Source organism: Actinomadura sp. NPDC000929, assembly GCF_040492065.1.
GTDB classification, from domain to species: domain Bacteria; phylum Actinomycetota; class Actinomycetes; order Streptosporangiales; family Streptosporangiaceae; genus Spirillospora; species Spirillospora verrucosospora.
In genome coordinates this window covers 1-25,648 of the sequence record NZ_JBEUPA010000065.1, presented here as the reverse complement: position 1 = coordinate 25,648, position 25,648 = coordinate 1, and the positions used below count along the sequence as shown (strand labels likewise).

The window sequence follows — 25,648 nt, the reverse complement described above, 5'->3', positions numbered from 1 at the left end:
CCTGCCGCTCGTCCGGTTCGCTGCGGGCACGAGAGCACTCTTCCCTGAAGCGGGATCACCGATCTCCGCGAGCGCCGCGTGCGCGGCAACGCCGTCCTCACCCTGGAGCAGAACCGATGACCGCCTTCTTCGACGAGCCCGTCGCCCCCTTCGCCGCCGCCAACCGGTCGCGTGCCGTCGCCGCCGGCGTCGACCCCCACCAGTACGATGCGGTCACCGCCGGCCTGGCCTCCCTGCGCGAGTGGACTGACGCGTTCGTGCGGACCGGGCGGGAGCACCTCGCCCGCGCCGGGAAGGCGCGGCTTCCGCGCTCGGCGGGCGAAGCGTTCCGCGACGCCGCGCTGTGGTTCCACTTCGCGACGGTCCTGCCGAACCCCGACCTCGCCGAGCACGGGCGGGCCGCCGCGGCGTCCGCCGACGCCCTGCGCCGCTCGCTCGCCCGCCTCGCGCCGGACGCCGAGCACCTCACCGGCCCTGACTTCACCGGCGTCCTGCGGCGTCCCTCGCCGGACGCTCCCCTGGTCGTCCTGGTGCCGGGCATGAACTCCGGCAAGGTCGAGTTCATGCCGATCGCCGAGGCGCTCCTGCACCGCGGTCTCGCCGCGCTCGCCATCGACGGGCCCGGCCAGGGAGACCTCGCCGTGCGCGGCCCCTGGAACCCGGACTACCAGCGAGTCGTGGGGCAGGCCCTCGACGCCGTGGACGGCCTGCCCGCCGGCGTCGGACTGGTCGGGCTCAGCATGGGCGGCTTCCTCGCGTCCGTCGCCGCGCGGCACGAACCGCGGATCGGCGCCGTCGTCACCGTCAGCGGGCCCACCGCCCTCACCTGGGACGAGCTTCCGCCCTATGTGACGGAGTCGTTCGTCCTGCGCATGGGCGGGGAAACCGCCGCCCGCGAGTTCGCCGACCGGGTGACCGCACCCCCGGTTCAGCAGCCGCTGCGCGTCCTGGACGGCGGGCTGGACGTCATCCCCGGCGTCGCCGGCGGCGCCGAACTGGCCCGCCGGGCGGCGAACGGCGAGTACGTCCTGATCCCTGAGGGCAACCACCTCCTGGAGAACTGCCGCTGGGCCTGGCTCCCCGACACGCTCGACTGGCTCGCCGCCCGGCTGGCGAACCCGAGGTCGTCCTGACCAGCGTGGTCGCCGACGCCGACCCGGTCGTGGCCGAGTGACCTCGCGGGGGGCGGCCCGCAGCGGGAGCGCCTGCGACGACCGGTTTCGGCTCCTAGCCCGCGAAGACCGCGAGCCTGGCCTCCACGTCCTCACGGGGCAGTTCGCGAAGGCTGACCCGTGATTCCAGCGCCTCGTGCAGGACCGGATACATGTTCGTGGGAGACCACTGGGCGTTGATCGACTTCTCGTCCAGGAAGAGGGTGGGAAGGCCGTCGACCACGGGGACCGCCTCGAAGGGCGCGGAACCGGGAAAGAACAGCGCCGGCCTCGCATCGGCGCCCGGGTAGTGGAACCCGATCCGCTGGTGGTCGATCAGCTCCTGCGCCTGCTGGTGCTCCTGCGGGGTCAGGCCCCGGTTCCGCGCGTACCGCACCGCCGCGGGGTCGGTCGGCTCGGCTCCGAGATAGCCGGGGCCCGCGTGGCGTTCGAGGGCGTCCTGGGCCAGAGCGAAGAAGTGGTACATCCGGTCCTGGACGCCGGTCAGCCCGAGGACGAAGCCGCGCCGGCCGCGCGGACGAGGTCGGGGGACGCCTGGAACAGCTCGTCCTGCGCACTCGCCCCGCCCTGCGCCGTGAACTGCTTCGCCAGGTGCAGGTAACGCTCCGTCACCTGCATGACCGCGTCGACCGGAACCGTGACCGAGCCGCCGCGCTCGACGAGCACCCCGCACACGAAGGCCATCATCCCCGCGCGGAAGACGTCACCGGACCCGAGCGAGGCGGCCAGCTCCGCCATCGCGGCATCGACATCGGTGATGGACCCCAGGAAGGCCTGGACCTCGTCCCGGCCGATCAGGTCCGTTCCGCCCCGGCATTCGCCCAGGTCACTCGGCTGCCGGACGAACTCCGCGATCCCCACCGTCTGCGACATCCGATCATGCTAGCGGCGCGCGGGTCCCGGGCGCGGCCCTTTCCCCCGGCCCCCGCACGAGCCCGGCACGCCGTCTCGCACGCACTAAACGACAGCTAGCTTGACAGCTAATGCTCTTAGCTTTAATCTGGCTAACGTCATTAGCCGACCTTCGGAAGGGCCGTCATCGTGAGCGCAGCCGTCACCCGGAGCGAGATCCCCGGCATCCGCACCCTCCGCCGCGCCGCATGGTCCGCCGGCGCGCTCTTCTGGGCGGCCTTCGCCGTCCTCGAAGGCGTCAACCACGGGTGGCTCGCGGCGCTCGCCGCGCTCGCCTTCTTCATCGCCCCCGACCTGACCTTCCTCGTCGGGCTGCGAGGATCCGGCACCGTCGAGCACGGGCGGCTCCAGCCGCGCGCCGTGCCGTACTACAACGCCGCGCACCGAGCCCTGGTGCCGTTCGCGCTGATGGTGCTCTACACGGTCGCCCCCATCACCTGGGCGCCCATCTTCGCCGCCCTGTGCGGCTGGATGGCTCACATCGCCCTCGACCGCGCCTTCGGCTACGGCCTTCGCACGAAGGAGGGCCGCCGTCGCCACGGCTGACGGCGGCCGGCCGTCGCGGGCGAGGGCGCGAATGATGAATGTCGGGCGCACGGGAGAAGATGGACGGGTGAGCTACGACGAGGAACTGGCCGACCGCGTGGAGGATCTGCTCGGAGCGAGGCGTGACGCGACCCCGAAGCGGATGTTCGGCGGCCTCGCCTGGATGGTGAACGGCAACATGGCCGTGGTCGTGAGGAGCAAGGGCGGACTGATGGTCCGGGTCTCCCCGGACGACCACGACGACCTGCTCGCCGAGCCGGGCGCCGCCACGACGGTCATGCGCGGCCACCCGATGCGAGGATGGATCACGGTTTCGCCCGAAGCCTGCGCCGCGCCGTCCGACGTGGCCGCGTGGGTGGATCGAGGACTCGCCTACGCCCTGTCCCTGCCCCCGAAGTAGCGGCGAGACGCCGGGCCCGGGGACTCCGGTCGGGGACCTGCGGCCGAGGGAGCGTTCGGATGTCGCGTCTGTCACACTTGGTCGGCCTCGGGGGCGATGGCCGCGGAAGGCCGAACGGCGCGGAGCAGGGCAGATTTGTCGGACCCCGCTGGAATACTCCCGAAGCGCTCGAAGTTTAATCGTTCGCGAAAGTGTCAGTCACTGCAGTAATTTGCCGCAGTACCCAGGCGAGCCCCTGAGCGAGCCCTGACAACCCCCTGAGCAACGTGACCACGGCCCCCGCGTGCCCACATGCGGGCCTGACGATTGGAAGAGAGTTGACCGCTCCCGCATCTCCCAAGGTGGCGGACGGCCCGCTGGAGGATTCCGGCACCGGAGGAGGCCTGGACCGCGGTGTGCTCGCCACGGCCATGGTGGTCGTCCTCGGGGCGATCATGTCCATCCTGGACGTGACGGTCGTCAATGTCGCGATCAACGACCTGGCGAAGGAGTTCGAGACCTCGCTGGCGACGATCCAGTGGGTCGCGACCGGCTACACCCTGGCGCTGGCCACCGTGATCCCGATCACGGGATGGGCCTCGGCCCGGTTCGGCACCAAGCGCCTCTACATGATCTCCATCGGGCTGTTCGTCGCCGGTTCGATGCTGGCGGGCATGGCATGGTCCGCCGAGTCGCTGATCGCCTTCCGGGTGCTGCAGGGCCTGGGCGGCGGCATGATCATGCCGGCCGGCATGACGATCCTGACCCAGGCGGCGGGGCCGCAGCGGGTCGGCCAGGTGATGAGCATCGTCGGCGTGCCGATGCTGCTCGGCCCGATCCTCGGCCCCATCATCGGCGGCTACCTCGTCGACGACGTGTCGTGGCGGTGGATCTTCTTCATCAACCTGCCGATCGGCATCGTCGCCCTGACGCTGGCCGCGCGGATCCTCAAGAAGGACGAGCCGAAGCCGGCCGAGCGCCTCGACTTCATCGGGCTGCTCCTGCTCTCCCCCGGCCTGGCCTCGCTGATCTACGGTGTGGCCAAGGGCGCCGAGATGAAGGACTTCCTGAAGACCGGGTCGCTGGCCTTCTGGGCCGTCGGCGCCGTGCTGATGCTCGGCTTCGTGGTCCGGGCGCTGAAGGCCAAGAACCCGCTGATCGACCTGCGGCTGCTCAAGCGGCGCTCGGTGGCGGCCGCGTCCGGCACGATGGTGCTGTTCATGGCCGCGTTCATGGGCGCGATGCTGCTGCTGCCGCTGTACTACCAGACCGTGCGCGGCGAGGGCGCCCTCCAGTCCGGCCTGCTGCTGGCCCCGCAGGGCCTCGGCGCGATGATCACGATGCCGATCGGCGGCAAGCTGACCGACCGGATCGGCCCCGGCCGGGTCGTGCTGGTCGGCATGGTCGTCGTGGTGCTGTCGGTGTCGGGATTCGCCTCGATCCTGGAGGCCGACACCTCCTACTGGGCCCTCGGCGGGACCCTGTTCGTGATGGGCCTCGGCATGGGCATGACGATGATGCCGACCATGGCGGCGGCCATCCAGACGCTCGTCCACGACGAGGTGCCGCGGGCGAGCACGATGCTGAACATCATCCAGCAGGTGTCCGCGTCCATCGGCACCGCGCTAATCTCCGTCCTGCTGGCCAACCGGCTGGTCTCGGAGCTCGGCGGCGGGGCCGGCGGCGAGATCGGCAGCGCCGAGAAGGTGCCGCCGGCGATCATGCAGAAGATCGCCGGGCCGATGGCGAGCGCGTTCCAGCACACCTACTGGTACTCGGCCGGGCTGCTGCTGCTGGCGTTCCTGCCGGCGCTGCTGCTGCCGCGCAAGAAGCCGGACACCCCCGTGGCCGACGCGCCGATGCCGATGCACTAGAACGTCCCTGGCGCGTTCCAAACCCGGCCGACCCCTCAGGGGCCCCGGCCGGGGTTCGGCCTTTCAGGGCCGCCTCAGGCCGTGGCAGGGCGCACGCCCGCCCAGTACTCGTCCTTCAGCAGCCGCTTGTAGAGCTTGCCGGTGGGGTGCCGGGGCAGCTCGGCGCGGAAGTCGACCGAGCGCGGGCACTTGTAGTGGGCGAGCCGGTCGCGGCAGTACGCGATCAGCTCGGCCTCCAGCGCGGGGCCCGCGTCGTCCATGGACAGCGGCTGCACGACGGCCTTGACCGCCTCCCCCATCTCGGCGTCCGGGACGCCGAACACCGCGACGTCGGCGACCTTCGGATGCACCGCGAGGACGTTCTCGGCCTCCTGCGGGTAGATGTTCACCCCGCCACTGATGATCATGTAGGCGCGGCGGTCGGTGAGGTAGAGGAAGCCGTCCTCGTCCACGTGCCCGACGTCGCCGAGGGTGGTCCAGCCGTGGCCCCAGGGGTCGCGCGACGCCGCGGTCCTGGCCTCGTCGGCGTGGTACTCGAACGCGGGGCCGTTGCCGAAGTAGAGCGTGCCGGGCTCGCCCGGCGGCAGTTCCCGGCCCTCCTCGTCGCAGACGTGGACCTCGCCGAGGATGGGACGGCCGACGGTGCCCCTGTGGGCCAGCCAGTCCTCCGAGTTCGTGTAGACGAAGCAGTTGCCCTCGGTGCCGGCGTAGTACTCGTGCAGGATCGGCCCCCACCAGGCGATCATCTGCTCCTTGACCGGGACGGGGCAGGGCGCGGCGGCGTGGACGGCGCAGCGCAGCGACGAGACGTCGTAGCGGGCGCGGGTCTCCTCCGGGAGCTTGAGCATCCGGATGAACATGGTCGGAACCCACTGGCTGTGCGTGACGCCGTACTTCTCGACCGCGGCGAGGGCCTGCTCGGCGTCGAACTTCTCCATCACGACGACGGTGGCGCCGAACCGGTGGAAGTTGAGCGAGTACCGCAGCGGCGCGGCGTGGTAGAGCGGCGCCGGGGAGAGGTAGACCGAGTCGGCGTCGGGCTGGAAGAGGAACGCCAGCAGCTGGTACAGCGTCCCGCCCTCGCCCATCGGGGCCTTGGACAGGGCCGGTTTCACGCCCTTGGGGCGGCCGGTCGTGCCGGACGAGTAGAGCATGTCCGCGCCCTCGCACTCGTCCTCGATCGGCGTGGGCGGGTGCTGGGCGACGCGCTCCTCGTAGGAGGCGTAGCCGGGGGCCGTGCCGCCGAGCATCAGGCGCAGCGGCACGTCCGGCGGCGACTGCGCGGCGGCCTCCATGGAGGCGCTGGTGATGAAGACCTTCGCCTCGCAGTTGCCCGCGATGTAGGCGACCTCGTCGGGCTGGAGGCGCGAGCTGATGGCGGTGTAGTAGAGCCCGGACCGCTGCGCGGCCCAGGCGACGGCCAGGTACAGCGGATGGTTCTCCATCATGAACGCGATGTGGTCCCCGGGGCGCAGCCCCTCCGCGCGGAGCAGCTGCGCGAGCCGGTTGGACTCCTCGTTCAGTTCGCGGAAGGTGACGACCCGCCCGGAGCCTGCCATGACCACGGCGGGCTTGTCAGGCGTCCGAGCGGCGATCTGCCCCAGATGCATGGCCGCAACCTACCCGGCCGGGGCGGCGAATGGAATCCCATTCGGTTTTGCTGCGGGGTCAGACGAGCATGTGGTCGAAGTCACCGTCCTTGGCTCCCCCGACGAACGCCTCCACCTCCTCGCGCGTGTAGACGAGGATCGCTCCCTCGGGGTCCCTGGAGTTGCGCACGGCGATCTCCCCGGTGGGGAGTTCCGCCATCTCGACGCAGTTGCCGGACGGGTTGCTCCGCCGGCTCTTCTGCCAGACGAGCCCGCCGCACCGGACGTCCGACATCTGGTGGCCGTCCATCATCGCCCCCTCTAGGCGTCTCGGCCTCCCTGTCCCGGGAGACCGCGATCTCGCCCCACCCCACACCATGGTACGAGATGCACGTGCATTCGTTCTTGCATTGGTTCATGCAGACGGTCTTGCATCTGCACGGCTTGGGGAGCAAGATAGCGAACGCTCGCCGGTGACCAACCCGCACGCCTCTGAGGTTTGACCATGACCGTTGACCAGGCAGACGACGTCGCAGCCCACGCCGCCATGGGGGGCGGGCGGCCACGGCACTTCTCTGCCGTCCGCACGCCCTGGCCGGACGCCCCGCCGATGACGCTCGGCCCGAACGCCCCCGGGGAGGCCGCGCGCGGCCCCGCCTCGACCCCAGGCCTCGCCGGGCTCTGGCCGGCCCCGCACGCGGGCACGCCGCGCACGGCCCGCCGGGTGCTCCCGGCTGAGATCACCGCACCCCGGTCCGCACGCGAGTTCACCCAGGTCACGCTGGACGCGTGGGGTCTGGCCGGCGACGCCGGAGACGTGGTCGTCGCCGTGTCGGAGCTGGTGACCAACGCGCTGCGGCACGGACTGGAGGGCCTCTCCCAGCCGCTCCCGCTGTGCCCCATCCAGCTCGTCCTGATCGGTCACCCGAGGCGGCTCGTGGTGTCGGTGACCGACCCGGGCGCAGGCGCGCCCGAGCCGGTGCCGACCGAACCCGACCGCTGCGCCGAGGGCGGCCGGGGCCTCGTCGTCGTCGGCGCGGTCAGCGACTCCTGGGGCTGGGCGCGCCTGGCGACCGGAGGAAAGGCGGTCTGGGCCGCCTTCGACCTGCGGTTCAGCTCTCCAGCCCGCTGACAGCCTGCTCCGCGGCCTGGCGCGCCGGGTTCTCCAGCTCGCTGAGGAACTCCTGCGCCCACCGGTCCACGTCGTGCTCGATGACGCGGCGGCGCATGACGCGCATGCGCCGCGCCTGCTCGGCGGGCTCGGCGTTCAGCGCGGCCATCAGCGTCCCCTTCAGGCCGTCGATGTCGTAGGGGTTGACCTGGAAGGCGCCGCGCTTCAGCTCGGCGGCGGCCCCGGTGAACTCGCTGAGCACGAGGGCGCCCCGCAGGTCCTTGCGGCAGGCCACGTACTCCTTGGCGACCAGGTTCATGCCGTCCCGCAGCGGGGTCACCACCATCACGTCCGCCGCGAGGTACAGCGCGGCCAGCTCGGCGCGGTCATAGGAGCTGTGCAGGTAGTGGATGACCGGAAACCCGATCTCGCCGTGCTCCCCGTTGATCCGCCCGACCAGCTGCTCGATCTCCTCCCGGAGCAGCTGGTACTGCTCGACGCGCTCCCGGCTCGGCGTCGCGATCTGCACGAACACCGCCTGCCCCGGCTTGATGTGGCCCTCCTCGACCAGCTCTCCGAAGGCCTGGAGCCGCTGCGTGATGCCCTTGGTGTAGTCGAGGCGGTCGACGCCCAGCAGCACGGTGGCGTCACCGAGGTCGGTGCGGATCTCCTGCGCCCGCTCCAGGACGTCCTCGCGCCCGACCAGGTCGTTCAGCTCTCCGACGTCCACCGAGATGGGGAACGCGCGGGCGCGCACGACGCGGTCGTCCCAGAAGACGTTCTGCTTCGAGAAACGGGCGTCCAGGAGCCGCCGGCAGAGCCGCACGAAGTTCGCCGCCGCCCCGGGGAGCTGGAAGCCGACCAGGTCGGCGCCGAGCAGCCCCTCCAGGATCCGGCGCCGCCACGGCAGCTGCCAGAACAGCTCCACCGGCGGGAACGGGATGTGCAGGAAGAAGCCGATCCGCAGGTCGGGACGCAGTTCGCGGAGCATCTGCGGCACGAGCTGGAGCTGGTAGTCCTGCACCCAGACGATGGCGTTCTTCGAGGCGACCTTCGCCGCCGCCTCGGCGAAGCGCCGGTTGACGCGGACGTAGGCGTCCCACATCGCCCGGTCGTAGACGGGGGTCGCGACGACGTCGTGATAGAGCGGCCACAGCGTGGCGTTCGAGAAGCCCTCGTAGTAGAGCTCCACCTCCCGCGCGGACTGGGCGATGGGGTGCAGCGACATGCCGTCCTCCTCGAACGGCTCCAGCTGCTCGTCCGGCGCGCCCGTCCAGCCGATCCACGTGCCCTTCCTGCGCCTCATCACCGGGGCGATCGCGCTCACCAGTCCGCCCGGACTGCGCCGCCAGCGCGGAACGCCGTCGGCTCCGACATTCCGGTCCACCGGCAACCGGTTGGCCACCACCACGAACTCACTACCGCGCGACACTCTGCGACCCGCCTCTCCAGGAAACTCTCAGCGCTCACTCATGCCCACATACGGTCAACGGGAACATCTTGTCATTTCGACGCAAAGGGCCCGACGCCCGCAAAGGGGGATGTCAGACGGTCGGGGCGCCCCGGAGGGGGGATTGGATCGGGCCATATTCCTTTCCCGGCAGGTGACCCCTGTTGATCCGTGGGTCACACGCCCCGATCGGCCACAGGAAAATGTTATCCAGATCACATCCCCGTAACCCGGCGGCGATGCCGCGGACTCCGGGGGGCGAGCCCTCTCCCCGCCTACGGGAAATCTAGAATCACCGCGTGAGCGGCCGCGACGGGCTGACGTCACCGGAGGCGGTGACCATCGGTGAGGGGGCATCGCATTGCGCGACTTCGGGGGGATCGTCGAGCGCTCGCCCGCGCGGGTCGTACGGCCGGCGTCGGCGCGGGAGGCCGCGGAGGCGGTCCGCGAGGCCGCCGCGCAGGGCCTGGAGACGGTGCCGCGCGGCCTCGGGCACTCCACCAACGGGCAGTCCCTGACCGCAGGCGTCTCGCTCGATCTCGGCGGGCTCGCGGGCGTGCACGAGGTCGGCCCCGACCGCGCGGTCGTCGGCGCGGGGACGAGTTGGCGCGCGGTCCTCGCCGCGACGCTGCCGCTCGGGCTGACCCCGCCCGTGCTGACCGACCATCTCGACATCACGGTCGGCGGAACGCTCTCCGCCGGGGGCGTCGGCGGGACGTCCCACCGGTACGGGACGCAGGCCGAGAACGTCCTCGCACTGGAGGTCGTCACGGACGGCGAGCTCGTCACCTGCTCCCCCGACGTCCGCCCCGACGTCTTCGACGCGGTCCGCGGCGGGCTCGGCCGGCACGGCGTCATCACCGCGGCGACGCTGCGGCTCGTCCCGGCGCCCGGGCGGGTGCTGAGCTGCACGATCCCGTGCCGGGACGCGGCGGACCTCCTGCGCGTCCAGCGCGAGACGCCGGCCGACCACATCTCGGGCCAGGCCAAGCCCTCGGAAGACGGCTGGGCGTACGAGGCCAAGGCCGTGCTGTACGGCCAGGGCGAGCCTCCTCCGGGCACCGAAGAGACCGAGGAGCTCTCCTACGCCGACTTCGCCGACCGGATGGGACCCGACGTGGAGGAGCTGATCGCCCTCGGCGAGTGGGCGCGCCCGCACCCGTGGGGCATCGTCCTGCTTCCCGGCCCCGCGGCCGCCGCGCTGATCGGGTCGACGGTCGCCGGCATGACCGCGGCGGATCTCGGCCTCGGCGGCGCCATCGTGGTCAAGGCGCTGCGGGGCGGCCGTGTCCCGATGCTGAGGGCGCCGGACGACCCGGTCCTGTTCGGCGTGCTGCGCACCGCCTCACCGGGGTGCGCGTCCGTCGCGGAGATGCTCGCCGCCAACCGGCTTCTGCTCGACCGCGCCGAGGCGGTCGGCGGCGTCCGCTACGCCGTCGACGCGGTCCCGCCGCCCACGGGGTAGGCGGACTGGAAGGCCAGCCGCCGGTCGGCCCCCGCGGCGATCCGCTCGCAGATCTCGTCGAGGTCCATGAAGGCCTCCCATTCCGCCTGGCCGGACGCGGCGGCGAGCACCTCCACGAGTCGCTGTTCGAGGCTGGTGATGCGCTGCCCCTTCCAGATCGCGTCGGCGAGGCTGACGAGCAGGTCGTCGACGCCGGCGCCGGGGTCCTTCCAGGACGCGTGGGTGCGGGCGAAGCGCGCCAGCCGCTCCTCGACGCCCCGCTCCCGGAGCAGCGCGTGCCCGGCGCGCTCGTGCTCGGCGCCGGGGCCGGACAGCTCGGCCGGGTGCAGCGCCTTGCCGATGTCGTGGGTGGCGGCGCCGAACAGGACGGCCTCCGCGTCCACGGCGAGTCCGGGACGGCGCTCGCGCGCCCAGTCGACCAGGTCGGCGGCCACGTCGTGGACGGCCCGCAGGTGGGCGGCCAGCCGGGGCGGGGCGTCGAGGTCCTCCAGGAGGCGGGCGGCCCGCTCCGGCAGCGGACGGAGCCCGGGTTCGGTGAGCGCGCGGCGCAGGATCGGCGAGGGCATCCCGGCACGGTAGCGGCTTCCCGGCCCTCCCCCTACTGCGCCAGAGCGATGACCTCCGCTCCGGGGAGCCCTGCGAGGGCCTTGCCCGGCACGAGGATCTTCGATTTACGCAGGCCGCTGCCGATGACGACGAGCGGGGCGGCGGCGACGGCCTCGTCCACGAGGATCGGCCAGCCCGCGGGGAGGCCGACCGGGGTGATGCCGCCGTACTCCATCCCGGTCAGGGACGTCGCGTCGGCCATCGGCGCGAAGGAGACCTTCCGGGCGCCCAGGTGCTTGCGGACCACGCCGTTGACGTCGGCGCGGCCGGTCGCGAGGACCATGCAGGCGGCGTGAGCGACCTCGCCCCCGCGCTTGGCGGCGACGACCACGCAGTTGGCGCTGACGTCGAGGGGGACCCCGTAGCGCTCGCAGAACGCCGCCGTGTCGGCGAGGTCCGGGTCGATCCCGGCGGCCTCCGCGCCGGGAAGGCCGCCGATCGCCGCGGCCACCGGGGCCGCCAGCAGTTCGCGCCGTTCGTTCGCGGGTCCCCAGTCGAGCGTGCCGACCATGTCTCATCCCCTCTCGTGATGCCCCCACCCTGCCACGGTCTTGACGGCGGAGCTCCGAGCGTGGTCCAGTGGCTCATCCACTCATCCTCTGGAGGTCATCGGTGCCGTCCTCCCCGATCCCCCGCGACACGGTCGTCGACGCGCTCGTCGACCGGCTGCGCGACGACGTGCTCGGCGGCCGCTACCCGCCCGGCTCCTACCTACCGCCGGAGCGCGACCTCGCCGCCGGCTACGCGGTCACCCGGACGTCGCTCAAGCACGCGATCGTCCGGCTCGCGCAGGCCGGCCTGCTGGAGACGCGGCACGGCGTGGGGACGCGTGTCCGCGACTACGAGCGGCTGGGCGGGCCCGAACTGCTGCCGATGCTGGTCAGCACCGTCGGCACGGCCTGGATGGCGGAGATCTTCGAGGTGCGGCGCGAGGTCGGCGCGCAGGTCGCGGCCAAGGCGGCGATCCACGCGACCGCCGAGCAGCGGGCCCGGCTCCGGGAGCTGGCCGCGCGGGTCGGGGACGCCGCCGGAGCCGACGAGGCCCAGCTGGCCGAGTGCGAGGTCCACCGGGTCATCGCGGCGGCCACCGGCAACCGGGTCTACGGGTTCATGGTCAACGCCCTGCTGAACGCCTACCTCGCCGTCCGGGAGGGCTTCACGCACGCCTTCGCCGACCCGGCGGCGGCCGCGGACCGGCTCGCCCCCCTGGTCGACGCCCTGTGCGACGGCGACGCCGCGCGGGCGCGCGAGGCGGCGGGCGCGTACTTCACCGAGACCGAGTCGGTCATGCGGGGACTGCGATGAGCGCGCGGCGCACGGTCTTTGCCGAGGTCATGGAGGGGTCGCTGCGGCTCGCCGGGGAGGACCACGACCGCCCGATGCGGCTGGAGCTGACCGCCGACCTGCCGGGCGTCCTGCGCCCCTGGGGCGACGCGGAGGGGGCGCTGACCGGACGCGTCCACGTGCCGGGCTGGGCGGACGACCCGGCGGCGTCCGGGCGGCTGCGGGTGGCGCCCATCGCGGCGCGCCGGATCCGCTACACGCTGGGCTTCACCGCCGTCGACGGACGCCGGCTGCGCCTGGACGGCTGGAAGACCGTCAGCGCGCGGCGCCCCGTCCGGTCGATGACGTTCCTGCCGCTCACGGTGACCGGCGAGGACGGGACCGTGGTGGGTGAGGCGCGGCTGCGCTTCCACCTGCGCCGGGACCTCGCCCGCTTCCTCGGCGGCTTCCGCTTCCCCGGCCCCGATCCCCTGCGGTCGCGCTGGCGCGGGCAGGCGGGGCGGCTGGAGGTCTGGTACACGACGCTGACCGACCCGGCGACCGGGACCGGCGTCTGGATCCACCATGAGCTGGTCGCGCCGGACAGGGGCGCGGCGGACGCGGGCGCCGCCCGGGCGCACGGCTGGGCCGCCGTCTTCCCGCCCGGCGAGGCGCCGGTGCTCGGGCGGTTCGGCCCGGAGCAGTGGAGCGCCCCGGAGGACGCCGTGTTCGCCGCCGGGCCCGTCGAGCAGACCGGCGGGCGGCTCACCGGCACGGCCGGGGCCGTCGCCTGGGACCTGCGCGAGTCGGGAGGCGGAGCGCCGCTCTACACGTTCCCGCGCTGGGCGTGGGAGTCGGAGCTCCTGCCCGCCGCGCAGATCGTCCCGAAGCCCGCCGCGGCGTACGACGGCGTGGTGCGGTTCGGCGACCGCGTCCTCGACCTGGCCGCCGCGCCCGGCGCGTCCGCCCGCGTCTACGGGCACGGGAACGCGCGGCGCTGGGCGTGGCTGCACGCCGACCTCGGCGGCGGCGACGTGTGCGAGATCGTGGCGGCGGTGTCGACGCGCCCGGGGCTGGACCGGCTCCCCCCGCTGCCGTTCGTCCGGCTCCGGGTGGACGGCGCCGACCTGGCCGCCGGCGACCCGCTGCTCGCGGCGCCGCGGCTGCGCGCCCGCATCGGCCTGCCGGTCTGGACGGTCCACGGCCGCATCGGCGACCGGCGCCTCCACGTGCGCGTGGCGCTGCCGCCCGGGGAGACCGTCGCGGTCGACTACGCCGACCCGGACGGCGCCCCGGCCGTCTGCCACAACTCCGAGCGCGCCGACGTCCGGATCGCGCTGGCCCGGCGGGCGGGACGCGGCTGGGAGACCGAGCGCGAATGGCGGCTGGACGGCACCGGCCACGCGGAGGTGGGGCTGCGGTGAGCGCGATGACCGGCACGGTCGCCGCGCTGCTCGGCATCGAGGACGCCGGCGACCTGGCGCGGGTGTCCGCCCGCGCGGAGGCCATCGGCCGGGCGCTCCCGGCGCCCGCGCGGCTCGGCCTGCGCGCGGGCGCGGGCGCCCTGGACGCGCTGTCCCGGCTCGCCACCGGTCACCCGCTGGACGCTCTGGACCCCGACCGCCGCGACGCGTTCTGCGCCCTGCTGACGTCCCGCGAACCGGCGGCGCGGCTCGTGGAGGCGCTGAAGATCCCGCTGCTGCTCGCCGCCGGCACCGAGCTGCTGCCGCTCCCCCGGACCTCCGGCGACCCGCGCCCCGACGCGCCGCTGGACTGCACGCCCTCGGACGGCTGGCCCGCCTGCGCGACCGCCGACGCCGTCGTGATCGGCTCGGGCGCGGGCGGCGCGATGGCGGCGCGGACCCTCGCCCGGCGCGGCATGTCGGTCGTCGTCCTGGAGGAGGGCCGGCGCTTCACCGTCGCCGAGTTCCGCGACCGGCCGCCGCTCGACCGGTTCCTCGACCTGTACAGGGACGGCGGCTCCACCGTCGCGCTCGGCCGTCCCCCGGTGCTGCTGCCCCAGGGCCGCGCGGTCGGCGGGACGACCGTCGTCAACAGCGGGACCTGCTACCGGACGCCGGACCGCGTCCTGCGGCGGTGGGCGGCGCTCGGCGTCCAGGTCGGGGACTTCGGCGACCACCTCGACGAGGTCGAGGCCACGCTGCGGGTCGCGCGGCAGCCGCTCGGGCCCCTCGGCCGCAACGGGCTGCTCGCGCTGGAGGGCGCCGAGCGCCTCGGCTGGCGCGCCGGGCCGCTGCGCCGCAACGCGCCCGGCTGCGTGGGCAGCGGGCAGTGCGCCGCCGGCTGCCCGCACAACGCCAAGCACGGCGTCCATCTGAACGCGCTCCCCCAGGCCTGCGAGGCGGGGGCGCGGATCGTCTCCCGGGCCCGCGTCGAACGCGTCCTCGTCGAGCGCGGCACGGCCACCGGCGTGCGCGCGCGCCGCCCGGACGGCACGGCCTTCGAGATCCTCACGCCCCGCGTCGTCGTCGCGGCCGGCGCCCTGGAGACGCCGCTGCTGCTGAGGCGGTCGGGCATCGGCGCGCATCCCGAGCTGGGACGCGGCATGGCCGTCCATCCCGCGACGAACATCGCCGGGCGGTTCGCCGAGCCCGTCGTGTCCTGGTCGGGGGTGATGCAGAGCGTCGGCGTCGAGGAACTGCACGGCGACGGGATCCTCATCGAGGCGACCGCGAGCCCGCCCGGCATGAGCTCGTTCCCGCTGCCGGGCGCGGGACGGGCGCTGCGCCGCGCGCTGCGGGACGCCGACCGCCTCGCCGTGCTCGGCGCGATGATCGCCGACGCCCCCTCGGGCCGCGTGCACGGCGCCCGGCACCGCGCGCTCGTCCGCTACGACCTCGCCCGGGAGGACGCGGCCCGGCTGCGGCGGGCGCTCGTCGCGATGGGCCGGATCCTGTTCGCGGCCGGCGCCGAGGAGGTCCTCACCGGCCTGCCCCGCCACCCGGTCGCCCGCGACGAGGCAGAACTCACGCGCGCCGCGGCCATGGCCTCCGCCGGCGACCTGCACCTGGCCGGGTTCCACCCGACCGGGACCGCGAGGCTCGGCGCCGACGCCGCGCGGGCGCCGGTCGACCCGGCCGGGCGGCTGCGCGGCGTGCGGGGCGTGCACGTGGCCGACGCGTCGGTCCTGCCGACCTGCCCCGAGGTGAACCCGCAGCTCACCATCATGGCGATGGCGCTGCGGATCGCCGAGGGGATCGGGTAGGCGCCGTCAGGAGCCCAGGTACCGCAGGACGGCCAGGACCCGGCGGCTGTACCCCGTCGCGTGCGACAGGTCGAGCTTGTCGAAGATGGCGTTGACGTGCTTCTCGACGGCGCTCTGCGAGATGTGGAGGTGCGCGGCGATCGAGGCGTTGGTGTGCCCCTGCGCCATCGTGTCGAGGACGTCCCGCTCGCGCGGGGTCAGGCGCGCCAGCGGGTCGCCCTGCGCGCCGTGCGCGGCCAGCAGCCGGCGCACCACCTCCGGGTCGAACGCCGCACCGCCCGCCCCGACGCGCTCCAGGGCGTCGAGGAACTCGTCGACCTGCGCGACCCGGTCCTTCAGCAGGTAGCCGACGCCCGCGGTGTCCGCCGTGATCAGCTCGGCGGCGTAGCGCTTCTCCACGTACTGCGACAGCACGAGCACCCCGACGCCCGGCCAGCGCCGCCGGATCTCCAGGGCGGCGCGCAGCCCCTCGTCGGTGTGGCTGGGCGGCATCCGGACGTCGACCACCACGACGTCGGGCGGGCCGGCGGCCACCGCCGCGATCAGCGCGTCGCCGTCCCCGACCGCAGCCTCCACCCGGTGGCCCTCCTCGGCGAGCAGCCGCACCAGGCCCTCGCGCAGCAGCGTGGAGTCCTCCGCCAGCATCACCCGCACGGCAGCTCCGCGGTGATCACGGTCGGGCCGCCGCGCGGGCTGTCCACGGAGAACGTCCCGTCAAGCGCGGCGACCCGGCGGGCCAGCCCGGCGAGCCCGCCGCCGCCCGGGTCGGCTCCCCCGTCCCCGTCGTCCTCGATGCGCACGCCGATCATTGTCGCCGATCCCGCCACGGCCACCCGCACGGACGCGGCGCCGGAGTGCTTCGCGGCGTTCGTGACGGCCTCGCAGACGACGAAGTAGGCCGCCGTCTCGACCGCGTGCGGGGGCCTGCCGGGGACGTCGTACTCGATCGCCACCGGCAGCGCGGACCGCTCGGCCACGGTCTCCAGCGCCGCCCGCAGGCCCTCGCCGTCCAGCGCGGCCGGGTAGACCCGCCAGGTGACCTCCCGCAGGTCCGCCAGCGCCCGCTGCGACTCCTCGTGGGCCTGCCTCAGCAGCTCGGCCGCCCGCTCCCCGTCGCCGGCGCGGCGGGCCCGCCCGATCAGCATGCCGAGCGCCACGAGCCGCTGCTGGACGCCGTCGTGCAGGTCGCGCTCGATGCGGCGGCGCTCGTCGTCCACCGCGTCCACCACCTGGGCCCGCGTCACCGACAGCTGCGCGATGCGGCGCTCGTACTCCTCCAGCGGGCTCGGCCCGAGGCAGCGCCTGGCCACGCTCCGCTCCATCGCCGCGACCCCGACCAGGCCCTGGACGGCGAGGAAGAGCAGCACCACGCCCGCGACGGCCGTGTAAAGGACGATCCACCAGGTCGGCGGGATGCCGTCCAGATGGTCGCCCGTGATCCACCAGCCCACCGCCAGCCGGACCGCGGCCGCCGCCCCGTAGGCGAGCAGCAGCAGGATCACGCCGCCGAGCAACCCCACCGGCACCCGCAGCACCAGGTACGCGAGCGCCTTCAGCGGGCCGTACCGGACCGCCCGGTCCTCGCCGAGGAACGCCCGGAGCCTCCAGAGCTCCAGCTCGGCCAGGAGCTCGGCGCCGTCCGCGACGGCCGCGGGCACCTTACGGCGCCCGCGCGAGAACGCCATCGAGTACGCCATCAGGATCGCCGCCACCGCCAGCAGCACCAGCTCCGCCGCGGCCGTGACCGCGCCGAGCAGCAGGCCCGCCGCGGCCCGCGCCGCCGCTCGCGGCCCGCCGCGCGGCACCTCAAAAGTTGCGATCACGTGTGAGCTCTCTCGCCTCCGCTCGATGGCCCCCGCTCGCCTCCGCTCGATGGACCCCCGGCCCGGGCCGCGCGGACCGGCGGGACTTCACGATACGTACGGCGACGAACGCCACCGCCGCCAGCCCGACCAGCGCGACCACGGCCTTGGAGTAGACGCCGACGTACTCCTCCACGGTCCGCCAGTTGTCCCCGAGCCCGTACCCGGCCAGCACGAACACCGTGTTCCACAGCAGGCTGCCGAGCGCGGTGTACAGCACGAACGTCGCCATCCTCATCCGCTCGACCCCGGCCGGGACGGAGATCAGGCTGCGGAAGATCGGGATCATCCGGCCGAAGAACACGGCCTTGGCGCCGTGCCGGGCGAACCACGCCTCCGTCCGGTCCAGGTCGTCGAGCTTGACCAGCGGCAGCCGGGCCACCATCGCGCGGATCCGGTCCCGCCCGATCAGCGCCCCGATCCCGTACAGGGCCAGCGCCCCGGCCACACTGCCGGCCGTCGTCCACGCGAGCGCCGCCACCAGGCTCATCCGGCCCTGCGCGGAGGCGAACCCCGCCAGGGGCAGGATCACCTCGCTCGGCAGCGGCGGGAACAGGTTCTCCAGCGCGATCGCCAGTCCCGCCCCGGGCGCGCCCAACTTGTCCATCAGGTCCGTCGCCCACCCCGCGACGCCTCCCGCGGGCTCGCTCCCGGCCGCCGCGTACATCGTCTCGATCATGCTGACGACGCTAGGAACCGGGCGGCCCCGCCACCATGGAGCGCACCGCCGATCCACCCGGCCGCGCACCGCACCCCCACCCTGCGGAAAACCGCACCCCGACCGCGCCGAAACCCCGGACGGGCGCGGGAATCGGCCCTAGTGTTGGATCACCGCCGTCGCCCGTTCAGGGGATCTGGGCGCACAACAGAAGGAGCCGCGCGCGTGGCCGACGACCTCCCCGAGAACGCACCTCCGGGCATCGACCCCTCCACGCCCACCTTCGCGCGCGTGTACGACTACTTCCTCGGAGGCAAGGACAACTTCGCCGCCGACCGCGAGGTGGCCGACATGGTGATGCAGCTCGTGCCGGAGGCCCCCGTCGTGGCCCAGGGCAACCGGGTCGCCATCGAGCGGGCGGTGACCTACATGGCCCGCGACCTCGGGATCGACCAGTTCGTCGACATCGGATCCGGGCTGCCCACGTCGTCCAACGTGCACCAGTTCGCCCGGGCGGCCAACCCGGACGCGCGGGTGGTGTACGTCGACAACGACCCGATCGTGCTGGCGCACGGCCGGGCGCTGCTGACCGAGACCGGCGTCGCGACGTTCATCCAGGGCGACCTGTACGAGCCCGAGAAGATCTTCACCGACCCCGCGCTGACCGGGCTGCTCGACCTCTCGCGCCCGGTGGGCATCGTGCTGGCCGCGATCATCCACCACGTGCCGGACGAGCGGGACCCGGCCGGGGTCGTCCGGGCGCTGCTCCCGTTCCTGGCGCCCGGCAGCCACGTCGTGCTCACCCACCTGCACGACTCGGGCGACGACCCGCGCGTGGAGGAGGCCAAGCGCATCCTGCAGTCGGGGCTCGGCGGGTCCTACTTCCGGCACTCCTCCGAGGTCGAGCGGTTCATGGAGGGCCTCACGATCCTGGAGCCGGGGGTGGCCCACGTGACCGAGTGGCGGCCCGCCGGGCCCGCCGGGCCGCTGGAGCACCCGCTGCACACCCAGATCGTCGCCGTGCTCGGGCGGAAGGACTGATCGGCGGATTCAGCGGAGAGTGAAACCGGTTCCGCCGGCGACGGGCGAGGGAGGAGCCTCGGAGGCCCGATTCCCGCAGGCCGCGCGGTTACGGACGGCCTCGCCCCCCGGTTTCGGACCCGAGTCCGGTCATGATCCAGGTAAAAGATCTTTTTGATCGACTTTTCCGTTTAGAGCCTTTCTTGTAGCGTTCGCAGCGTTTTGTGAAGTGCATTCATGATCGGACTTTCCCGCCACAAGATCATGTGAGGACGCCGCGATGCCCCTGGCGACAGGCCTGGCCGCGGCCGCGCTCGTGGGCCTGCTGACGCTCCTGGCCACCGCGCGGCACGGCAGGCGACCCGACCGCTCGGACGACGGGCACCCCGAGTCGCTGACGGCCGTCCTCGACCCGGGGGACGAGGAGTACCTCGCGTGGCTGGCCGACCACCACTGGCCGGCTGACGAGTACCTCGACCTGGAGCACGAGTGGCGGATCGAGCTGGAGTTCGGCGAGCCGGCGGGCCACTACGAGTCGCCGCTGTGCCCCCGGTGCGATCTGCGCCGCGAGGACGTCTGGCCGTGCCCCGCCTGCGGCAGGCTCCTGCACTCCTCCTGCGGCCACGGGATGCGGCGCCGCACGGTCGAGCGCCCCTACCGGACGCACGGCACCAACTCCGAGGCGGTCGTCGCCGAGTGGATCTGCACGGGCTGCACCGCCGTCGTCGGGCTGGACGTGGACCACGGCGGCGAACCGGACGGTGGCATCTTGCGGTGAATCGCCCGTGATTGCCCGAGCTTCGACAGGTTCACACGCGGTCGAGGGTAAAAAATTCGCCAGCCACTTGCATATTTCGGACGTGGCGCGGCAGGCTGCAATATGTCCTTAATCACGTGGGACACCCGTGGAGGAACCCTGTGACCGCCCAGAACGACACCATCTGCCAGCACCAGCCGTCCTGTCCGCTGCCGGACGACCTCGACCGCGAGGCCGCCCGCATCATCGCCGCCCACCCCGAGCAGGGGTGGAGCCTCCTGTGCAACGGCGTCGTCGTCTTCGACGACACCGGCGAGCTCCTTCCCGACGGCCGCGTCATCGCCCCGCACCGCCCCACCACCGCCGCCTAGAGCCGGCGCCCCGTCCCGGCACGATCGTCTATCGCGTGCCGGTCGTCGCCGACGCCGGGCGAGCCGGTGCCGCCCGGGACACCGAGCGCGCCGTATCGGCGCCCCTGACGGCACACGCCCTCAGAGACGGCCATCCGCCGCAGACTCCCGCATAAGTTCATGAACCGGCGCTCGTCCTCGAACGCGCCGGCCCGCGGCCCGCGCGCTGAAATCCTCCACTCCCCCGGGCCACCGCCGCCGCGGCGTGACCGCCGCGCCGTGACAGCCGCACTCTCCACGCCCCGCCGTGGAGCTCCCCGCGCCCCGCGAAGCCGCGCCGCTCCGGCAGCCGCCGCGACCCGGCGCCGTTCTCCCAGCTCCGGCCCACGCCGAGACCACCTTTCCGCGCCTTCATGAGGCGACCACCACCGGACTCCAACCCGCGTGCCAAACCCTGGCAGCGTGCGACGAAAGCCCGCGTGTCGTGGCGCCCCCGCGTGAGAAACGCGCTCAGCCTTGGAGGCGAGATCGGACAGGGGCGAGGCGACCCCGGACGGACGACGCCCGTGCGCGCGTCCGCATGAGACGTCACGCCCCGTCCGTCTCCAGCGATCCGCATGTCGGGCTCCCATCCGGCGGGCGATCCCGGTAGCGTTCAACTGTTTTGCTACTTACGCAACATTCATGCGGAACTCGACCGCGAAAGGACGGTGTGGGTGTGGTCACAGTCCTGGTCCTCGCGTCCCTGGTCGCCCTGTTCGGCCTCTTCCTGCCGAACCTCCTCCACCCCATGCCGCCGCGACGCGCCCCGGAACCGGCGCCGCCCTCCCCTGAGCCGCGGCATCACGCCTCCGAGGCGTCGCCCGCCGTCCCGCCCCCCGCCGCCGAGCCCCCGGGCCACCCGGAGTCCATGACCGCCGAGCTGGACCCGGGCGACGAGGAGTACCTCGCCTTCGTGGCCGACGAGCTCTGGCCCGACGACGAGTACCTGGAGCTGGAGCACACCACCGACGGCGAAGAGGAGTCCGGCGGCAGCAGCATGCGCATGTGACCGGGCGAGCGGGCGTGGAGCGTTCCGAAGCGCAGGCGGCCGGGTGCCCGGCCGCCGTGTCCGGCGGACGCGCGCGACCGGCTACGCCGTGGGGAGGGGAGCGCCCGTCTCCATGAGGGTCTTGAGGCCGGACAGGACGTGCGGCCAGCCCTGCCGCGACATGCTCAGCAGCACCTCGCCGCCCTCGTGGACGACGGTCAGCCGCACCGTCTCCCCGGCGGGTTCGAGCTCGAAGGTCACCTTCGAGCGCGGTTCCCGCAGCAGCCGGGCCCGAGTCCCCTCGTCCACGCCGGCGGACCGCGCCCACTCCGGCGTGAAGGTGTGCCAGGTGTAGGAGAGGCGCCGTCCCGGCTCGGCTTCGAGGACGACCTGCTCGGGGTCGGACGTCGTCGCGCCCTCCTCGTGCCAGATGACGGCGGACCCCGGCCGCCAGTCGGTCTCGAAGGCGACGCCCCAGTAGCGGCGGGTGAAGGCCGGGTCGGTGAGAGCCTCCCAGAGCCGCTCCGGCGTGCTCCTGATGTAGATGGTGTAGACGAACTCGTTTCCGGTCATAGCGTCCTGTTCCAGCGGGCCTGGGGGGCGTTCAGGGCTTGCGGCCCACGGCGCCGTAGGCGTCCACGGCCTCCTGCTCGGCCGCCGCGTCCGGCCGCCAGTGCGTCACCGGGACGATGCCCGGCTCCAGGAGTTCCAGGCCGTCGAAGAAGCGCCCGATCCCCTCGGGCGTCCGCAGGACGAGGGACGCGTTGCCCGAGGCGTTCCAGACGTCCACGATGCGGTCGGACGCCGCGCCGTGCACGACGTTCGTCCCGTCGTACATGGCGAAGTAGCTGCCGGAGGGGACCGCGTCCATGAGCCGCCGCACGATCCCGTACGCCTGGTCGTCGTCCGTCACGAACTCCAGGATGCCCATCAGCGTGAACGCGATCGGACGGCTGAAGTCGAGCGTCTCGGCGGCGCCCTCCAGGATCGCGTCCGGGTCGCGCACGTCCGCGTGGATGTAGGCGGTGCTCCCTTCGGGCGTGCTGGTGAGCAGGCCCTTCGCGTGCTCCAGGACCAGGGGGTCGTTGTCGACGTACACGATCCTCGACTCGGGGGCGGCGCGCTGGGCGACCTCGTGGGTGTTGTCCACCGTGGGCAGCCCGGTGCCGATGTCGATGAACTGGCGGATCCCGGCCTCGGCGGCCAGGTGCCACACCACCCGGTTCAGGAAGAGCCGGGAGGCCCGTGCCAGCCTCGCGACGTCCGGCAGCATCCCGAGGATCTGGTCCCCGACCTCGCGGTCCACCGGATAGTTGTCCTTGCCGCCAAGCCAGTAGTTCCAGATGCGCGCCACATGCGGGACGCTCGTGTCGATGCCTGGCACGGGTTTCCGGTCGCTCATGCGCCCACCCCCTCGGCCGATCCCTTCCCTTTACGGGACGGGGTCAGTCATCGTCGTCCCCCTTCTGGGCGGCCGCCTTGCCGGTCGCGTCGTCCACCGTGACCTCGTGCTCGCTCCCGTCAGACCCGGTCACGTCGACCTCCCAGACCGCCCTGCCGCCGTCGCGGTCGAAGCCGGCGGACGTCGCGTGGCCGGGAACCGCCTTGAGCGCGGCGGCGGCCGCGTCGGCCACGGAGGTCTTCGCGCCGCTCAGCGCGGTGGCCTCGCCCTTGTCGTCGTCCCCCTTCTCGGGGCGGTCGGCCGCGACCTTGCCGCTGCCGGAGTCGACGACGACCTTGCGCGCGGCGCCGTCACCGGTGAGGACCTCGACCTCCCAGACGGTGGCGCCGTCCTCGACCTCCAGCTCGATCTCCCGCACCTTCCCGGGGACCGTCTTCAGCGCCGCGTCCGCGGCCTGCGCCAGCGAGACCGCGGTCCGGGCCGGCTTCTCCCCGGACGGCGAGTCGCCCTCGCCGCCGTCCGCGGCGGCGATCGCGGCCGTGGCTCCTCCCGCCGCGAGGGCGCCCGCGGCGACCACCGCGACCAGCAGGCCGCGGCCCGCGACCATGCGCCGTGCGTCGAACCTCATCGCAACTCCCATCTCCGGGTGCCGTGCCGGCCTGTCCGGCCGCACCTTCCGCCCTGGACGATGCCGGGCGTTCCTGTAGCGCCGCTGAAGCAACCTGAAGCCGCCTTCAGGTGCGGTTTGGCAGGCTGTGGGGATGCGCCTGCTGATCGTCGAGGACGAGAGACGCCTGGCCGCCTCGCTCGCGCGGGGCCTGACGGCCGAGGGGTTCGTGGTCGAGGCCGTCCACGACGGCGCCGAGGGGCTGCACCGGGCACTCGGCGGCGGCTACGACCTGATCATCCTCGACATCATGCTGCCCGGGATGAACGGCTACCGGGTGTGCGCCGCCCTGCGCGCGGCGGGCGACGAGACGCCGATCCTGATGCTGACCGCCAAGGACGGCGAGTACGACGAGGCGGAGGGCCTGGACACCGGCGCGGACGACTACCTCACCAAGCCGTTCTCCTACGTGGTGCTGGTGGCCCGCGTCCGCGCGCTGCTGCGCCGCCGGACGCGGGGCGCGGCGCCCGCCATCGTGCTCGGCGACCTCACCGTCGACCCGGCGGCGCGGCGCGTGCACCGCGGCGAGACCGAGGTGGAGCTGACCGCCAAGGAGTTCGCGGTGCTGGAGCACCTGGCGGCGAACGCGGGCCGCGTCGTGTCGAAGGCGCAGATCATGGAGGCGGTCTGGGACTTCGCCTACGACGGGGACCCCAACATCGTCGAGGTGTACGTGAGCGCGCTGCGGCGCAAGCTCGACGTCCCGTTCGGACGCCGGTCGATCACGACGGTGCGCGGCGCCGGGTACCGGCTCGCCCGGGACGGGGGCGCCTGAGATGCCCCGCCGTCCGGCGTCCGTCCGCGCCAGGACCACTCTGGGCGCGACCGCCGTGGTGGCCGTCGCGCTCGTCGCCGCCGGGCTCGCGGTGGTGCTGCTGCTGCGCTCGAACCTCGGCGGCCAGGCCGATCTGAAGGCCGAGGTGGCGGCCCGCGCGGTGGCCTCGCAGCTCGCCGCCGGCACCCCGTTCGCGGCGCTCGACCTGCCGGACGGGGAGGACCATCCCGTGCAGGTCGTGGACGAGAGGGGCCGGGTGCGGGCGGCCAGCGAGGACCTGCGGCGGATCCACGGGTCCGGCTCCCCGGACGTGCGGCCTGGGCAGCCCCCGCGGGGCGGCGACGATGACGGCGGCGGTGACGACGATCCGGCGCGCGGCGAGGTGTCGGGCGACGACCCGGCCTTCTCCACGGGCCGCGCCACCGTCGACGACCACACCGCCGACTACCGGTTCGCGGCCGTCGAGGTGACCACGCCGCAGGACGAGACCGTGACCGTCTACGCGGGCGCCGACCTGGCCGCCGCCCGGGACGCGGTGGGCACCGCCGTCCGAGCGATGCTCGCGGGGCTGCCTCCGCTGCTCGCCGTCGTCGCGGGGGTGACGTGGCTGGTCACGCGGAGGGCGCTGCGCCCGGTGGAGGCCGTCCGGGCGGAGCTGGCCGAGATCACCTCCTCCGGCGACCTGGCCCGGCGGGTGCCGGTGCCGGACGCGCGGGACGAGATCGCCGGACTGGCCGCCACCACGAACGCGACGCTCGCCGCGCTGGAGGAGTCGGTGGCACGGCAGCGCGGGTTCGTCGCGGACGCCTCGCACGAGCTGCGCAGCCCCATCGCCTCGCTGCGCACCCAGCTGGAGGTCGCCGCCGCGCATCCGGAGCTGCTGGACGTCGGCGGGCTGGTCGAGGACGTCCTGCGGCTCCAGCGGCTCGCCGCGGATCTGCTGCTCCTCGCCCGCATCGACGCCGGGGACCGTCCGCCGGCCCGGCCCGTCGCGCTCGGCGGGCTCGTCCTGGACGAGCTGGAGCGCCGCGCGCCCGGCGACCGGATCGCCGTGCGGGCGTCCATCGAGGCCGATCCGCGCGTCATGGGCGTGCCGGGGCGGCTGTCGCGGGTGGTCGGCAACCTGCTCGACAACGCCCAGCGCCACGCGCGCTCGGAGGTCCGCCTGTCGGTGGGCGAGGAGGCGGAAACGGCGGTGGTGCGGGTCGCCGACGACGGACCGGGAGTGCCGCCCGCCGACCGCGAGCGGATCTTCGAGCGGTTCGTGCGGCTGGACGACGCGCGCAGCCGCGACGAGGGCGGCGCGGGCCTCGGGCTCGCCATCGCCCGCGACCTGGTGCTGGCGCACGGCGGGGACCTCACCGTCCGCGAGGCCCCCGGCGGCGGCGCGCTGTTCGAGGTGCGGCTTCCGGCCGCCGGGCCCGGCTCCCCGGCTACCGGAGGATCTGGCGGGCCATGACCATCCGCTGGATCTGGTTGGTGCCCTCGTAGATCTGAGTGATCTTGGCGTCGCGCATCATCCGCTCCACCGGGA

The 25,648-nt window shown here is 73.6% G+C and carries 29 protein-coding genes; 15 read left to right on the top strand and 14 right to left on the bottom strand.

The genetic code is table 11. The features are described from left to right. Window positions 1-116: 116 nt before the first annotated feature. Window positions 117-1,133: an alpha/beta hydrolase gene (locus ABWI04_RS22495; protein WP_345171893.1), complete on the top strand. Its 1,017-nt coding sequence runs from the start codon at window positions 117-119 to the stop codon at window positions 1,131-1,133. A 94-nt stretch (window positions 1,134-1,227) separates the two neighbouring features. On the opposite strand, the gene ABWI04_RS22490 is transcribed toward ABWI04_RS22495, so the two are convergent. Continuing rightward, window positions 1,228-1,638: a hypothetical protein gene (locus tag ABWI04_RS22490; protein ID WP_353833674.1), complete on the bottom strand. Its 411-nt coding sequence runs from the start codon at window positions 1,636-1,638 to the stop codon at window positions 1,228-1,230. Window positions 1,639-1,655: 17 nt separating this feature from the next. Continuing rightward, complete coding sequence (locus ABWI04_RS22485) at window positions 1,656-2,045, bottom strand: hypothetical protein (RefSeq protein ID WP_353833673.1); 390 nt, start codon at window positions 2,043-2,045, stop codon at window positions 1,656-1,658. A gap of 168 nt (window positions 2,046-2,213) precedes the next feature. On the opposite strand from ABWI04_RS22485, the gene ABWI04_RS22480 reads away from it, so the two are divergent. From ABWI04_RS22480 to ABWI04_RS22470, 3 genes are all read left to right on the top strand, one after another. Next, window positions 2,214-2,630, top strand: coding sequence for a DUF4260 family protein (locus ABWI04_RS22480; protein WP_353833672.1), 417 nt, complete (start codon window positions 2,214-2,216; stop codon window positions 2,628-2,630). Window positions 2,631-2,697: 67 nt separating this feature from the next. After that, window positions 2,698-3,030, top strand: coding sequence for a TfoX/Sxy family protein (locus ABWI04_RS22475; protein ID WP_345171885.1), 333 nt, complete (start codon window positions 2,698-2,700; stop codon window positions 3,028-3,030). Between the two features lie 317 nt (window positions 3,031-3,347). Next, window positions 3,348-4,883 (top strand): DHA2 family efflux MFS transporter permease subunit, encoded by a 1,536-nt coding sequence (locus tag ABWI04_RS22470; protein ID WP_345171883.1) that lies wholly within the window; start codon window positions 3,348-3,350, stop codon window positions 4,881-4,883. A gap of 74 nt (window positions 4,884-4,957) precedes the next feature. On the opposite strand, the gene ABWI04_RS22465 is transcribed toward ABWI04_RS22470, so the two are convergent. Continuing rightward, entirely contained in the window at window positions 4,958-6,493 is a 1,536-nt protein-coding gene (locus tag ABWI04_RS22465) for an acyl-CoA synthetase (RefSeq protein ID WP_353833671.1), read from the bottom strand. 58 nt (window positions 6,494-6,551) lie between these two features. Further along, a complete protein-coding gene (locus tag ABWI04_RS22460) occupies window positions 6,552-6,782 on the bottom strand; it encodes a DUF397 domain-containing protein (protein ID WP_345172498.1) in 231 nt (76 codons plus the stop codon). A gap of 195 nt (window positions 6,783-6,977) precedes the next feature. Here ABWI04_RS22460 and ABWI04_RS22455 point away from each other — a divergent pair, with 195 nt between their 5' ends. Then, the gene (locus ABWI04_RS22455) at window positions 6,978-7,604 is read left to right on the top strand and encodes an ATP-binding protein (protein WP_353833670.1); all 627 of its coding nucleotides are present in this window, start codon (window positions 6,978-6,980) and stop codon (window positions 7,602-7,604) included. On the opposite strand, the gene ABWI04_RS22450 is transcribed toward ABWI04_RS22455, so the two are convergent. Continuing rightward, on the bottom strand, window positions 7,585-9,015 hold the full coding sequence (locus ABWI04_RS22450; protein WP_345171877.1) for an alpha,alpha-trehalose-phosphate synthase (UDP-forming): 1,431 nt from the start codon (window positions 9,013-9,015) through the stop codon (window positions 7,585-7,587). The genes ABWI04_RS22455 and ABWI04_RS22450 overlap by 20 nt on opposite strands. A gap of 379 nt (window positions 9,016-9,394) precedes the next feature. On the opposite strand from ABWI04_RS22450, the gene ABWI04_RS22445 reads away from it, so the two are divergent. After that, window positions 9,395-10,498 carry an FAD-binding protein gene (locus ABWI04_RS22445; RefSeq protein ID WP_353833669.1) on the top strand — a complete coding sequence of 368 codons (1,104 nt, stop codon included), beginning with the start codon at window positions 9,395-9,397 and terminating at the stop codon, window positions 10,496-10,498. Here ABWI04_RS22445 and ABWI04_RS22440 read toward each other — a convergent pair. Continuing rightward, complete coding sequence (locus ABWI04_RS22440) at window positions 10,462-11,064, bottom strand: HDIG domain-containing metalloprotein (protein WP_353833668.1); 603 nt, start codon at window positions 11,062-11,064, stop codon at window positions 10,462-10,464. The genes ABWI04_RS22445 and ABWI04_RS22440 overlap by 37 nt on opposite strands. Window positions 11,065-11,096: 32 nt before the next feature. Continuing rightward, on the bottom strand, window positions 11,097-11,615 hold the full coding sequence (locus tag ABWI04_RS22435) for a YbaK/EbsC family protein (RefSeq protein WP_353833667.1): 519 nt from the start codon (window positions 11,613-11,615) through the stop codon (window positions 11,097-11,099). Window positions 11,616-11,716: 101 nt separating this feature from the next. Here ABWI04_RS22435 and ABWI04_RS22430 point away from each other — a divergent pair, with 101 nt between their 5' ends. From ABWI04_RS22430 to ABWI04_RS22420, 3 genes are read left to right on the top strand one after another with little or no spacing between them, the layout of a single operon-like run. Further along, a complete protein-coding gene (locus ABWI04_RS22430) occupies window positions 11,717-12,409 on the top strand; it encodes a FadR/GntR family transcriptional regulator (RefSeq protein ID WP_345171870.1) in 693 nt (230 codons plus the stop codon). Beyond that, complete coding sequence (locus ABWI04_RS22425) at window positions 12,406-13,791, top strand: tocopherol cyclase family protein (protein ID WP_353833666.1); 1,386 nt, start codon at window positions 12,406-12,408, stop codon at window positions 13,789-13,791. The genes ABWI04_RS22430 and ABWI04_RS22425 overlap by 4 nt, the downstream gene beginning before the upstream one ends. Window positions 13,792-13,796: 5 nt before the next feature. After that, window positions 13,797-15,593: a GMC family oxidoreductase gene (locus ABWI04_RS22420; protein WP_353833687.1), complete on the top strand. Its 1,797-nt coding sequence runs from the start codon at window positions 13,797-13,799 to the stop codon at window positions 15,591-15,593. A gap of 6 nt (window positions 15,594-15,599) precedes the next feature. On the opposite strand, the gene ABWI04_RS22415 is transcribed toward ABWI04_RS22420, so the two are convergent. From ABWI04_RS22415 to ABWI04_RS22405, 3 genes are read right to left on the bottom strand one after another with little or no spacing between them, the layout of a single operon-like run. Further along, the gene (locus tag ABWI04_RS22415) at window positions 15,600-16,247 is read right to left on the bottom strand and encodes a response regulator (protein WP_185023742.1); all 648 of its coding nucleotides are present in this window, start codon (window positions 16,245-16,247) and stop codon (window positions 15,600-15,602) included. Then, window positions 16,238-17,416 carry a sensor histidine kinase gene (locus ABWI04_RS22410; RefSeq protein ID WP_345171863.1) on the bottom strand — a complete coding sequence of 393 codons (1,179 nt, stop codon included), beginning with the start codon at window positions 17,414-17,416 and terminating at the stop codon, window positions 16,238-16,240. The genes ABWI04_RS22415 and ABWI04_RS22410 overlap by 10 nt, the downstream gene beginning before the upstream one ends. After that, on the bottom strand, window positions 17,400-18,134 hold the full coding sequence (locus ABWI04_RS22405; RefSeq protein WP_353833665.1) for a DedA family protein: 735 nt from the start codon (window positions 18,132-18,134) through the stop codon (window positions 17,400-17,402). The genes ABWI04_RS22410 and ABWI04_RS22405 overlap by 17 nt, the downstream gene beginning before the upstream one ends. Window positions 18,135-18,338: 204 nt before the next feature. Between ABWI04_RS22405 and ABWI04_RS22400 the strand changes: the two genes are divergently transcribed. The 4 genes from ABWI04_RS22400 (at window position 18,339) to ABWI04_RS22385 (ending at window position 21,291) form a co-directional block, all read left to right on the top strand. After that, entirely contained in the window at window positions 18,339-19,154 is an 816-nt protein-coding gene (locus ABWI04_RS22400) for an SAM-dependent methyltransferase (protein ID WP_345171859.1), read from the top strand. 259 nt (window positions 19,155-19,413) lie between these two features. After that, the gene (locus tag ABWI04_RS22395) at window positions 19,414-19,911 is read left to right on the top strand and encodes a hypothetical protein (protein ID WP_345171857.1); all 498 of its coding nucleotides are present in this window, start codon (window positions 19,414-19,416) and stop codon (window positions 19,909-19,911) included. Between the two features lie 161 nt (window positions 19,912-20,072). Next, the gene (locus tag ABWI04_RS22390; protein ID WP_345172494.1) at window positions 20,073-20,261 is read left to right on the top strand and encodes a DUF5999 family protein; all 189 of its coding nucleotides are present in this window, start codon (window positions 20,073-20,075) and stop codon (window positions 20,259-20,261) included. A 697-nt stretch (window positions 20,262-20,958) separates the two neighbouring features. Further along, a complete protein-coding gene (locus tag ABWI04_RS22385; protein ID WP_345171855.1) occupies window positions 20,959-21,291 on the top strand; it encodes a hypothetical protein in 333 nt (110 codons plus the stop codon). Window positions 21,292-21,372: 81 nt separating this feature from the next. Here ABWI04_RS22385 and ABWI04_RS22380 read toward each other — a convergent pair whose 3' ends face one another. Genes ABWI04_RS22380 through ABWI04_RS22370 form a run of 3 tightly spaced genes read right to left on the bottom strand, consistent with a single transcriptional unit; the run spans window position 21,373 to window position 23,300 of the window. After that, entirely contained in the window at window positions 21,373-21,843 is a 471-nt protein-coding gene (locus ABWI04_RS22380) for an SRPBCC family protein (RefSeq protein ID WP_353833664.1), read from the bottom strand. 31 nt (window positions 21,844-21,874) lie between these two features. Next, the gene (locus ABWI04_RS22375) at window positions 21,875-22,672 is read right to left on the bottom strand and encodes an SAM-dependent methyltransferase (RefSeq protein WP_345171851.1); all 798 of its coding nucleotides are present in this window, start codon (window positions 22,670-22,672) and stop codon (window positions 21,875-21,877) included. Between the two features lie 43 nt (window positions 22,673-22,715). Further along, window positions 22,716-23,300 carry a PepSY domain-containing protein gene (locus ABWI04_RS22370; protein WP_353833663.1) on the bottom strand — a complete coding sequence of 195 codons (585 nt, stop codon included), beginning with the start codon at window positions 23,298-23,300 and terminating at the stop codon, window positions 22,716-22,718. 133 nt (window positions 23,301-23,433) lie between these two features. Between ABWI04_RS22370 and ABWI04_RS22365 the strand changes: the two genes are divergently transcribed. Both ABWI04_RS22365 and ABWI04_RS22360 read left to right on the top strand, forming a co-directional pair. Then, complete coding sequence (locus ABWI04_RS22365; RefSeq protein WP_353833662.1) at window positions 23,434-24,114, top strand: response regulator transcription factor; 681 nt, start codon at window positions 23,434-23,436, stop codon at window positions 24,112-24,114. A 1-nt stretch (window position 24,115) separates the two neighbouring features. Further along, the gene (locus tag ABWI04_RS22360) at window positions 24,116-25,573 is read left to right on the top strand and encodes a sensor histidine kinase (protein ID WP_353833661.1); all 1,458 of its coding nucleotides are present in this window, start codon (window positions 24,116-24,118) and stop codon (window positions 25,571-25,573) included. Here the strand turns inward: ABWI04_RS22360 and ABWI04_RS22355 are convergent. Further along, window positions 25,548-25,648: acyl-CoA dehydrogenase family protein (locus ABWI04_RS22355; RefSeq protein WP_353833686.1), on the bottom strand; the 101-nt coding region annotated here is incomplete at its 5' end. The two genes, ABWI04_RS22360 and ABWI04_RS22355, sit on opposite strands and share 26 nt — an antisense overlap.

Excerpts from the sequence above, each read along its gene's own strand:
- ABWI04_RS22440 (WP_353833668.1), bottom strand. The coding sequence starts at position 11,064 with ATGCCCTCGCCGATCCTGCGCCGCGCGCTCACCGAACCCGGGCTCCGT.
- ABWI04_RS22490 (WP_353833674.1), bottom strand. The coding sequence starts at position 1,638 with ATGTACCACTTCTTCGCTCTGGCCCAGGACGCCCTCGAACGCCACGCG.
- ABWI04_RS22455 (WP_353833670.1), top strand. The coding sequence starts at position 6,978 with ATGACCGTTGACCAGGCAGACGACGTCGCAGCCCACGCCGCCATGGGG.
- ABWI04_RS22375 (WP_345171851.1), bottom strand. The coding sequence starts at position 22,672 with ATGAGCGACCGGAAACCCGTGCCAGGCATCGACACGAGCGTCCCGCAT.
- ABWI04_RS22495 (WP_345171893.1), top strand. The coding sequence starts at position 117 with ATGACCGCCTTCTTCGACGAGCCCGTCGCCCCCTTCGCCGCCGCCAAC.
- ABWI04_RS22380 (WP_353833664.1), bottom strand. The coding sequence starts at position 21,843 with ATGACCGGAAACGAGTTCGTCTACACCATCTACATCAGGAGCACGCCG.
- ABWI04_RS22425 (WP_353833666.1), top strand. The coding sequence starts at position 12,406 with ATGAGCGCGCGGCGCACGGTCTTTGCCGAGGTCATGGAGGGGTCGCTG.
- ABWI04_RS22485 (WP_353833673.1), bottom strand. The coding sequence starts at position 2,045 with ATGTCGCAGACGGTGGGGATCGCGGAGTTCGTCCGGCAGCCGAGTGAC.
- ABWI04_RS22365 (WP_353833662.1), top strand. The coding sequence starts at position 23,434 with ATGCGCCTGCTGATCGTCGAGGACGAGAGACGCCTGGCCGCCTCGCTC.
- ABWI04_RS22420 (WP_353833687.1), top strand. The coding sequence starts at position 13,797 with ATGACCGGCACGGTCGCCGCGCTGCTCGGCATCGAGGACGCCGGCGAC.
- ABWI04_RS22460 (WP_345172498.1), bottom strand. The coding sequence starts at position 6,782 with ATGGACGGCCACCAGATGTCGGACGTCCGGTGCGGCGGGCTCGTCTGG.
- ABWI04_RS22435 (WP_353833667.1), bottom strand. The coding sequence starts at position 11,615 with ATGGTCGGCACGCTCGACTGGGGACCCGCGAACGAACGGCGCGAACTG.
- ABWI04_RS22465 (WP_353833671.1), bottom strand. The coding sequence starts at position 6,493 with ATGCATCTGGGGCAGATCGCCGCTCGGACGCCTGACAAGCCCGCCGTG.
- ABWI04_RS22370 (WP_353833663.1), bottom strand. The coding sequence starts at position 23,300 with ATGAGGTTCGACGCACGGCGCATGGTCGCGGGCCGCGGCCTGCTGGTC.
- ABWI04_RS22405 (WP_353833665.1), bottom strand. The coding sequence starts at position 18,134 with ATGATCGAGACGATGTACGCGGCGGCCGGGAGCGAGCCCGCGGGAGGC.
- ABWI04_RS22360 (WP_353833661.1), top strand. The coding sequence starts at position 24,116 with ATGCCCCGCCGTCCGGCGTCCGTCCGCGCCAGGACCACTCTGGGCGCG.
- ABWI04_RS22395 (WP_345171857.1), top strand. The coding sequence starts at position 19,414 with ATGCCCCTGGCGACAGGCCTGGCCGCGGCCGCGCTCGTGGGCCTGCTG.